Here is a 7,842-nt window from a genome sequence, read left to right on the forward strand (position 1 = left end):
CCAATAGTGGTAGGTCCAGGGCCGCGGGCCGGGCAGGTAGCCGGTGTGCAGTACCGGGCACGCAAAGCCGGCGGCCTGCAGCAGGGCGGGGATGTCGCGGTTGAGGTGGCAACCGCCGGCCAGTGGACCCCACAGCGGTTGCAGCCGGTCCTGCCAGCGCGCCACGCCGGCATCGGGCGCGCGGCCGTGTTCACAGAACAGCAGTTCGCCACCGGGCCGGAGCACGCGGCGCATCTCGCGCAGCGCGGCCAGCGGGTCCGGGATGGTGCACAGCGAGTAGGTGACCACCACCGAGTCGAAGCTCGCGTCGGCGGCCGGGATGCGTTCGGCCGACAGGCCCAGCAGGTCCACCGGCAGGCCGGCCGCTGCGATGCGCCGGCGCGCGCGGGGCTGGAATTCCACCCCCGGGTCCAGCCCTGTGATGTGTTGGACGCGGGCCTTGTCGTAGTGCGGCAGGTTCAGTCCGGTGCCGATGCCCACCTCCAGCACGCGGCCATGGGCCAGCGGCACCACTTTCTGCCGCATGCGCGTGACCATGGGCAGGCCGCACGCGAGGTCCAGCGCGCAGGGGAAGAAGCCGTCCTGCCAGGGGCGCCAGGCCATGTTGCGCGGCAGCCTGGTCTCAGACCTCGCCGCCGAAGCGCTGGATCAGGTTGTCGATGTATTTTTCGACCAGCTTTTCGAACTCGCCCTGCACCACGGGCACCACCACCATCTTCATCAGGCTGGGCAGCGGCACCTCCACCTCGCCCTGGATGTCCAGGGTGATGCCGGTCGACTTCTTGTTGTCCACGATCTTCCAGTGGCCGCCCACCTGGGCGTTGCCCACGCCCTTGACCGGCGTCCATTTCACCGTGCCCTTGGCCTTGTCGGACACATACTTGCTGGCGTACACGGTCTGGATGTTGACCTGCGCCGTGCCCACTTTTTCCATTTCCCAGCGGTAGACACCGCCGCCCATGTCGACCAGCTGTTCGACTTTGGGAAAATGGCCCACAGATGTCGGCACATCCGACAACACCTCGAACACCTCGGCCGCCTTGGCCTTGACTTCGAATTCGTAGCCCAGATCGATCTTCACGGTGATGGCCATGTGTCTCCACGCGTGTGGTTGGGGGTGAAAATTCATTGTGGCATGCAGCCACCGCCGGTCGCCAGAGCGCCGACCCTAAAGCAGCGCCATCCAGAAAGAACAGCCGAATGAGCATCCAGTGGTTTCCCGGGCACATGCACCTCACGCGCAAGGCCATCGGCGAGCGCGTGAAAGAGATCGACGTGGTGATCGAGATGCTCGACGCCCGCCTGCCCGGCAGCAGCGCCAACCCGCTGATGGCCGAGCTCACCAGCGGGCGGCCCACGCTCAAGGTGCTCAACAAGCAGGACATGGCCGACCCGGTGCGCACCGAGCTCTGGCTCGACCACTACAACGCCCAGCCCAACACCCGCGCGATCGCGCTGGACGCCAGCGACGCCGCACCCGCCCGCGCGCTCATCGACGCCTGTTTCGTGCTCGCGCCCAAGCGCGGTGGCATGGTCAAGCCCATGCGGGTGCTGATCTGCGGCATCCCCAACGTGGGCAAGTCCACGCTGATCAACACCCTCAAGGGCAAGCGCGCGGCCAAGACCGGTGACGAGGCCGGCGTCACGCGCACCGAATCGCGCATCGCCCTGGCCGACGACTTCTACCTCTATGACACGCCGGGCATGCTGTGGCCGCGCATCGTGGTGCCCGAAAGCGGCTTCAACCTCGCCGCCAGCGGCGCGGTGGGCAAGAACGCCTACGACGAGGAAGAGGTGGCCTACGAACTGCTCGCCCACCTCAAGGAGCACTACCCGGCGCTCATGGAGGCGCGCTACAAATTCGGCCTCACGCCCGAGGCGCTGCTGCAGACGCCCGAAGACACGCTGCTGGAACACATCGGCCGCCATCGCGGCGCGCTGATCAGCGGTGGCCGCATCAATCTGCAAAAGGCCGCCGAGCTGGTGATCTCGGACTTCCGCAGCCTGCTCATCGGCCGCGTGACGCTGGAAACGCCCGAGCAGTTCGGCCGCTGGCTCAAGGCCGGCCTCAAGGCCGACGCCGACCGAGCCGCGCGCAAGAACAAGCTGCGCGAGGACGGCCACATCCGCCCCGAACGCCAACCCAAGGTGGACCAGCGCAAGGCGCCGCGCAAGTCGCGGTGATCGGTCCACCGAGCTTTCTGCACACACCCACCATGTCCACCATCACCCCGCCCGCCAACCCCGAAGCCGATCCGCGCGTCAAGGCCGTGTTCGACGACATCCGCGCCACGCGAAAGACGGATGTCATCAACAACATGTGGCGCTACCTGGCTTTCGACCCGGCGCTGCTGGAACAGACCTGGGCCGAGGTCAAGCGGGTGATGGCGATGCCGTCGAGCCTGGACCCGCTGACCAAGGAGCTGGTCTACATCACCGCGTCCATCATCAACGGCTGCGGCTACTGCGTGCATTCGCACACGGCGGCGGCCACCGCCAAGGGCATGACGCGCGAACAGCACGCCGAGTTGCTGTCCATCGTGGCGCTGGCGGCCAAGACCAACCAGCTGGCGACCGCGCTGCAGGTCCCGGTGGACCCGGTGTTCGACCGCGGCTGACCGCGCGGCCGGTGAGGGCACGTCAGCCCTCGATCTTCACGCCCTTCCAGAACGCCACCCGCCCGCGGATGTTGTCCGCTTCGGGCTTTGGGTCCGGGTAGTACCAGGCCGCGTCGGCGTTGAGCTCGCCGTTGACCAGCAGCGACAGGTACTTCGCTTCGCCCTTCCAGGGGCAGGTGGTGCGGTGGTTGCTGAAGGTCACGTAGGCGCGGTTGAGCGCACTCTCGGGAAAGTAGTGGTTGCCTTCGACCAGCACCGTGTCGTCGCTCTCGGCGACCACGGCGCCGTTCCAGACCGCTTTCATCCGGCTCACTTGAACTTGTCTTTGTCCTTGCCGCGCGGGATCACCGACGTGGTCGGCGCCATGGGGCGGTCCGACGACACCGGGCCCTTGGGAGCCGAGGTGTCTTTCTTCGGCTTCTTGCTCATCTTTTCGTTGCGCTGTTCCTTGCCCATGGGGATCTCCGTTGGTGGTGTGGGGCACCGCGACACGCGGCACCTGGGGGAATGGTAAACCCGGCAGCGCTGGCCTATGACAGGCCCAGCAGCGCCGCCAGGGCCGCGGTGTCCATGGCGCCGGCCTGCAGCACCGGCTGGCCGCTGGCCGACGTCGCCACGATGAAGGGCACCGACTCGGCGCCCAGGCGGTTGAGCAGTTCGGTGTTGGTCTTGATGGCGGCTTCGATGTCGGCCGGGATGCTGGACGACGCGCCGATGCCGCCTGCACCGGCCAGAAGCGACTGTTCGTGCGCGGTCATGGTTTCCTGTGGCTGGGCTGCCTGCAGCAGCGCCGCGCCTTGCGGCAGGCTCTTGGGCCCGATGAAGTCCACTGGCATCCACACGAAGCGCGCCTTGCCCAGCAGCGGCTCGGCCGCCTGCCAGAGGTGGCCGCAGTGCGGACACTGCGGGTCGAACAGCACATACACCGTGCGCGCCGCCATGCTGGCGCCCACGGTGAAGCCCTTGCCTTCGGCCGCCAGGGTGGCCAGGGCCTGGTCGGGCGCGATCGGGGCTTTTTGGGCGCTGTCCTGCGCCTGGCCACAGGCGGTCAGGGCCAGGGTGGCAGAGGCGGCCAGCAGGCCCAGGGTGAGGTGTCGGCGTTGCAGCATGGTGTCGGTTCCTTGGGTGAAGAGGGCGGGTCAGCCGCGGCTGGCGCGCAGACCCTGCGCCAGCGCGCCGGCGGCGATGCCGCCCAGCGCCCAGAGCAGGTCGGTGTTGCCGGTGCCCAGGCCCGCAATGGCCGGGCCGGGGCAGACGCCGCACAGGCCCCAGCCCACGCCGAACAGCGCCGCGCCCAGCAGCGTGTCGCGGTTCCAGGTGCTCACGTGCTGGTGGAAATAGTCGCCCAGCAGCGGCCGGCCCAGCACACGCGGCGCCAGGGCATAGGCGATCAGGGTGACCACCACGGCGCCGCCCATGACCAGCATCAGGCCCCAGTCCGCAAAACGCAGAAAGCTCAACACCACCTCGGGTTGCACCATGGTCGAGAGCGAGAGGCCGAAACCGAACAGCGCACCGCTGGCCAGCACCGCCAGCGCCCGGGCGGGCGTCATCTTGAACACGCTGCTCATGCCAGCCCCCACAACGCCACCAGGTTGGCGGTGATGAAAGCGGTGGCCATGAAGGTCAGCACCGCCAGCAGCGACGGCCACTGCATCGAGCCCAGGCCGCAGATGCCATGGCCTGAGGTGCAGCCGTTGCCCAGCCGCGCGCCGTAGCCCACGAAGAAGCCGCCCACCACCAGCGCCCACACGGGCACCTTGGTGTGCAGCGGCGTGCCGTCGGAAAAACCCAGCCACCACACCAGCGCGCCGGCGATCAGGCCGGATGCGTAGACCAGGCGCCAGCCGCGCGTGTCGGTGTAGCGCGCCTGCTGGAAATAGGGCGCGCGCAGCAGGTACGACCAGGTGGACGAGAACACCGAGCTCATGCCGCCGACCAGGCCGGTGCAGACGAACAGCAGCGCCACGCCGGCACCGATGCACAGGCCGCCCAGCAGGTAGTGCTGCCAGCCCAGCGGAAAGAGGGAAAGGGAGGTGAGGGAAACGTCCATGGCGGGCGATTATCCCGCCCTGGCCACGACCGCGCAGGGCCGCGGTCAGGCCCGCTTGAACAGCAGCAGCAGGTTGTTCGACGGCATGGGCAGGCGGTGGCGCAGCCGCAGCCCGGCGGCCTGGGCGCAGCGCTCCACCGCCTCGCGCTGGCGGATGCCCCAGTCCGGGTGCTGCCGGCGCAGGCTGGCGTCGAAGTCGTGGTTGCCCGCGGCGGTGGGCACATCGCCTTCGATAAACGGTCCGTACAGCAGCAGCTGGCCGTCGGGCGCCAGGTGGCGGCGCGCGCCGTTCATCAGCGGCTGGCAGATCGACCACGGCGCGATGTGCAGCAGGTTGGCGCAGAAGATGGCGTCGAACGGCTGTTCGAAGTCGCGGGCCAGGGATTCGTCGTCGCTGGGCCAGGTGGCCTGGGCCACGTCCAGCAGACAGGGCGGGCGCACATTGGTCACGCCTGCGCGCTGCACCCAGGCCGCGATGGTGGGCAGCGCCGCGCTGTTGGCCTCGGTGGGCTGCCAGCGCCAGCCCGGCAGGCCGGCTGCGAGCCAGGCCGCGTGCTGGCCCGTGCCCGAGGCCAGTTCCAGCAGGCGCCCCTGGGGCGGCAGCAGGTGCTGCAGCTGCTCCAGGATGGGCTGCTTGTTGCGTTCGGCGGCGGGGCTTTCGGGCAACTGGGTCATGGTGGTGTGCAAAGTGGGGGCATTGGAACACCGCTTCGCAGCACGCGAAGCGGTGCACATCCCTCGTGTGAGGGGCATGACCAAGCGCTGCCGATTGTGCGCCCGCGCTCAGCTGGCGCGCGTCCAGACGCCACCGGCCTGGCTGGAGCGCAACATCGCATCGACAAAGCGCACGCCCATCCAGCCGTCGTGCTCGGTCGGGAAGTACAGGGCCAGCGGGTCCACCGGCTGGCCGCTGCGGCGGGCCGCGATGGCTTCGGCCGCGTCGGCGTAGAGGTTGGCCAGGGCTTCGTGGTAACCCTCCGGGTGGCCGGCCGCGATGCGCGAGGAGCGCAGCGCCAGCGGCAGCGTGCCCGACCCGCGTGGTGTGCGGATCTGGGCCGGCGCGTCCAGCGGTTTGAACAGCAGCTGCTGCGGGTGTTCCTGCGCCCATTCCAGCGTGCCCAGCGCGCCGCAGACGCGGATGCGCAGGCCGTTTTCCATGCCGGCTGCGGCCTGCGTCACCCAGAAGCTGCCGCGCGCGCCGTTGCCCATGCGCAGCAGCGCGCCGGCCACGTCGTGCGCCGTGCGCTCGGGCACCGCACAGCCCACGTCGGCCGCCACCTCGGCCACCTCCAGCCCGGTGATGTAGCGCAGCAGCTGGTGCGCGTGGGTGCCGATGTCGCCCAGCACCAGCGAGGCGCCGCCGCGCGCCGGGTCGCTCTTCCAGGCGGTGCGACCGGGGCCGGGTTTGGCGCGCCCGCCCTGCACGTACTCCACCTGCACCATGCGCACCTCGCCCAGCTCGCCGGCCGCGACCATGGCGCGCGCCTGGCGCACCAGCGGGTAGCCGCTGTAGTTGTGCGTCAGGCAGAACACGCGGCCGCTGGCCTGCACCTTCGCGCGCAGCGCCTCGGCCTCGTCCAGGGTGTTGGTCATGGGCTTGTCGCAGATCACGTCAAAGCCGTGCTCCAGCGCCGCCATGACCTGCGGGAAGTGCAGGTGGTTGGGCGTCATGATGGCCACGGCATCGGCGCCGTCGGGGCGCGCTGCCTCGGCCGCCAGCAGGGCCATCGCGTCCGGGTAGCAGCGCTGTGGGTCCAGGCCCAGCGCGCGGCCAGCGGCCACCGAGGCCTGCGGGTCGGACGACAGCGCGCCGGCCACGATCTCGAAACGGTCGTCGGTGCGCGCGGCCTGCCGGTGCTGCGGCCCGATGAAGGAGCCCGGCCCGCCGCCGATGACGGCCAGGCGCAGGCGGCGCCCCAGCTGGGCGATGACGGGGTTCAGTGCGGCGGCGGTGTTCATGTCGTGTCGGGTGGCGGCGGTGGGTCGGGCTGGCATTGTGAACGCAGCGGCGGCCACCCGCCGCGCAGCGCATACAGTCGCTCCATGACCGTTTCCGAGCCGAACATCTCCAGCACCCCGGTGGTGCCCCCCGCCGCAATCCCTGTCGAACACGCCGTCTCGCGCCTGCGCACCACGCGCCTGGCCGCCAGCAGCAAGCCCTTCGTGGCCCGCGGGGCCAACGCGCAGCGCTGCCCGCGCTGCCGTCTCGCCACGCACCTGTGCATCTGCGCGCTGCGCCCGCAGGTGGCCACCCACGCCGGTGTGTGCCTGCTCATGGGCGACATCGAAACCCTCAAACCCAGCAACACCGGCTGGCTGATCGCCGACGTGGTGCCCGACACCTGGGCCTTCCAGTGGTCACGCACCGAGGTCGAACCCGACCTGCTCTCCCTGCTGTCCGACCCGCAGTGGGCGCCGTGCGTGGTGTTCCCGCCCGAGTACGCGAAGCCGGGGCGCGCGGTGGTCGAGGTGTTGCCCGCTGCAGGCACGGGCGATGCTGCGGGCAAGCGCCCGCTGTTCATCCTGCTCGACGGCACCTGGAGCGAGGCCCGCAAGATGTTCCGCAAGAGCCCGTACCTCGACCCGTTCCCGGTGCTGGGCCTGCACCCCGAAACCGCCTCGCGCTACCGGCTGCGCCGGTCTGCGCAAGACCACCACTTCTGCACCGCCGAAGTGGCCGCGCTGTGCCTGGCGCAGGCCGGCGACGGGCGCGCGGCCGACGCGCTGGACGCCTGGTTCGACGTCTTCAGCGCCCACTACCTGAGCATGCGCCGCCAGCAGCCCGTACCGCTGGACAGCCCGGTGCACCAGCGCCTGTACGCGGTGCTGGCCGGCTGAGCCTTCACAGCGTCTGGCGGTAGCGCTCCAGCATCTGTTCCTGCGTCTCGGCGGCGATCTCCTCGCCGCGGAATTCGCGGATCTGGTCGCGCATCATCTCCGTCATGCTGGGCAGGCGGGCGCGGTCCACGTGCTGCGCCGGGTCCCACAGCTTCGAGCGCATGAGCGCCTTGGCGCAGTGCAGGTACGCCGCCTCCACCCGCAGGCGCAGCACCAGCCGGGGCACCCGGCCGGTGGGTTCTTCGGTGCAGCGCTCGCGCAGGGCCGCGTCGGTGGACAGCCAGGCGCGGCCGTTCACGCGCAGCGTCTCGTCCATGCCCGGCAGCAGAAACA

12 protein-coding genes and 1 pseudogene are annotated in these 7,842 nt (G+C 70.0%); 3 read left to right on the top strand and 10 right to left on the bottom strand.

The genetic code is table 11. From position 1 onward, the window contains the following. The coding region (locus tag ACR2JA_RS18915) for a class I SAM-dependent methyltransferase (RefSeq protein ID WP_434010612.1) at positions 1-603 on the bottom strand (603 nt) is incomplete at its 3' end. Positions 604-622: 19 nt separating this feature from the next. Next, complete coding sequence (locus ACR2JA_RS18920) at positions 623-1,093, bottom strand: SRPBCC family protein (RefSeq protein ID WP_434010613.1); 471 nt, start codon at positions 1,091-1,093, stop codon at positions 623-625. A gap of 107 nt (positions 1,094-1,200) precedes the next feature. On the opposite strand from ACR2JA_RS18920, the gene ylqF reads away from it, so the two are divergent. Beyond that, complete coding sequence (gene ylqF, locus ACR2JA_RS18925; RefSeq protein WP_434010614.1) at positions 1,201-2,184, top strand: ribosome biogenesis GTPase YlqF; 984 nt, start codon at positions 1,201-1,203, stop codon at positions 2,182-2,184. Between the two features lie 32 nt (positions 2,185-2,216). Beyond that, a complete protein-coding gene (locus ACR2JA_RS18930) occupies positions 2,217-2,618 on the top strand; it encodes a carboxymuconolactone decarboxylase family protein (protein ID WP_434010615.1) in 402 nt (133 codons plus the stop codon). Between the two features lie 22 nt (positions 2,619-2,640). Here ACR2JA_RS18930 and ACR2JA_RS18935 read toward each other — a convergent pair whose 3' ends face one another. The 7 genes from ACR2JA_RS18935 to ACR2JA_RS18965 form a co-directional block, all read right to left on the bottom strand. After that, positions 2,641-2,922 carry a DUF427 domain-containing protein gene (locus ACR2JA_RS18935; protein ID WP_434010616.1) on the bottom strand — a complete coding sequence of 94 codons (282 nt, stop codon included), beginning with the start codon at positions 2,920-2,922 and terminating at the stop codon, positions 2,641-2,643. A gap of 5 nt (positions 2,923-2,927) precedes the next feature. Beyond that, complete coding sequence (locus ACR2JA_RS18940) at positions 2,928-3,074, bottom strand: hypothetical protein (protein WP_434010617.1); 147 nt, start codon at positions 3,072-3,074, stop codon at positions 2,928-2,930. A gap of 74 nt (positions 3,075-3,148) precedes the next feature. Then, positions 3,149-3,727, bottom strand: coding sequence for a thioredoxin fold domain-containing protein (locus ACR2JA_RS18945; protein WP_434010618.1), 579 nt, complete (start codon positions 3,725-3,727; stop codon positions 3,149-3,151). 30 nt (positions 3,728-3,757) lie between these two features. Further along, positions 3,758-4,189 carry a DUF6691 family protein gene (locus tag ACR2JA_RS18950; RefSeq protein WP_434010619.1) on the bottom strand — a complete coding sequence of 144 codons (432 nt, stop codon included), beginning with the start codon at positions 4,187-4,189 and terminating at the stop codon, positions 3,758-3,760. Then, a complete protein-coding gene (locus ACR2JA_RS18955; RefSeq protein ID WP_434010620.1) occupies positions 4,186-4,671 on the bottom strand; it encodes a YeeE/YedE family protein in 486 nt (161 codons plus the stop codon). The genes ACR2JA_RS18950 and ACR2JA_RS18955 overlap by 4 nt, the downstream gene beginning before the upstream one ends. A gap of 45 nt (positions 4,672-4,716) precedes the next feature. After that, complete coding sequence (locus ACR2JA_RS18960; RefSeq protein ID WP_434010621.1) at positions 4,717-5,346, bottom strand: DUF938 domain-containing protein; 630 nt, start codon at positions 5,344-5,346, stop codon at positions 4,717-4,719. A gap of 108 nt (positions 5,347-5,454) precedes the next feature. Then, positions 5,455-6,630, bottom strand: coding sequence for a Gfo/Idh/MocA family protein (locus tag ACR2JA_RS18965; protein WP_434010622.1), 1,176 nt, complete (start codon positions 6,628-6,630; stop codon positions 5,455-5,457). Between the two features lie 84 nt (positions 6,631-6,714). On the opposite strand from ACR2JA_RS18965, the gene ACR2JA_RS18970 reads away from it, so the two are divergent. Further along, the gene (locus ACR2JA_RS18970) at positions 6,715-7,509 is read left to right on the top strand and encodes a tRNA-uridine aminocarboxypropyltransferase (RefSeq protein ID WP_434010623.1); all 795 of its coding nucleotides are present in this window, start codon (positions 6,715-6,717) and stop codon (positions 7,507-7,509) included. 4 nt (positions 7,510-7,513) lie between these two features. Here the strand turns inward: ACR2JA_RS18970 and ACR2JA_RS18975 are convergent. Further along, positions 7,514-7,842 (bottom strand): annotated as a pseudogene (locus ACR2JA_RS18975) (pyridoxamine 5'-phosphate oxidase family protein); the annotation flags it as partial.

It is taken from the genome of Hydrogenophaga sp. (genome assembly GCF_051007235.1).
GTDB lineage: Bacteria > Pseudomonadota > Gammaproteobacteria > Burkholderiales > Burkholderiaceae_C > Hydrogenophaga.

Bases quoted from the DNA above. Each gene is read 5' to 3' on its own strand.
- ylqF (WP_434010614.1), top strand. From the start codon at position 1,201: ATGAGCATCCAGTGGTTTCCCGGGCACATGCACCTCACGCGCAAGGCC.
- ACR2JA_RS18965 (WP_434010622.1), bottom strand. From the start codon at position 6,630: ATGAACACCGCCGCCGCACTGAACCCCGTCATCGCCCAGCTGGGGCGC.
- ACR2JA_RS18960 (WP_434010621.1), bottom strand. From the start codon at position 5,346: ATGACCCAGTTGCCCGAAAGCCCCGCCGCCGAACGCAACAAGCAGCCC.
- ACR2JA_RS18920 (WP_434010613.1), bottom strand. From the start codon at position 1,093: ATGGCCATCACCGTGAAGATCGATCTGGGCTACGAATTCGAAGTCAAG.
- ACR2JA_RS18970 (WP_434010623.1), top strand. From the start codon at position 6,715: ATGACCGTTTCCGAGCCGAACATCTCCAGCACCCCGGTGGTGCCCCCC.
- ACR2JA_RS18930 (WP_434010615.1), top strand. From the start codon at position 2,217: ATGTCCACCATCACCCCGCCCGCCAACCCCGAAGCCGATCCGCGCGTC.
- ACR2JA_RS18955 (WP_434010620.1), bottom strand. From the start codon at position 4,671: ATGGACGTTTCCCTCACCTCCCTTTCCCTCTTTCCGCTGGGCTGGCAG.
- ACR2JA_RS18950 (WP_434010619.1), bottom strand. From the start codon at position 4,189: ATGAGCAGCGTGTTCAAGATGACGCCCGCCCGGGCGCTGGCGGTGCTG.
- ACR2JA_RS18940 (WP_434010617.1), bottom strand. From the start codon at position 3,074: ATGGGCAAGGAACAGCGCAACGAAAAGATGAGCAAGAAGCCGAAGAAA.
- ACR2JA_RS18945 (WP_434010618.1), bottom strand. From the start codon at position 3,727: ATGCTGCAACGCCGACACCTCACCCTGGGCCTGCTGGCCGCCTCTGCC.
- ACR2JA_RS18935 (WP_434010616.1), bottom strand. From the start codon at position 2,922: ATGAAAGCGGTCTGGAACGGCGCCGTGGTCGCCGAGAGCGACGACACG.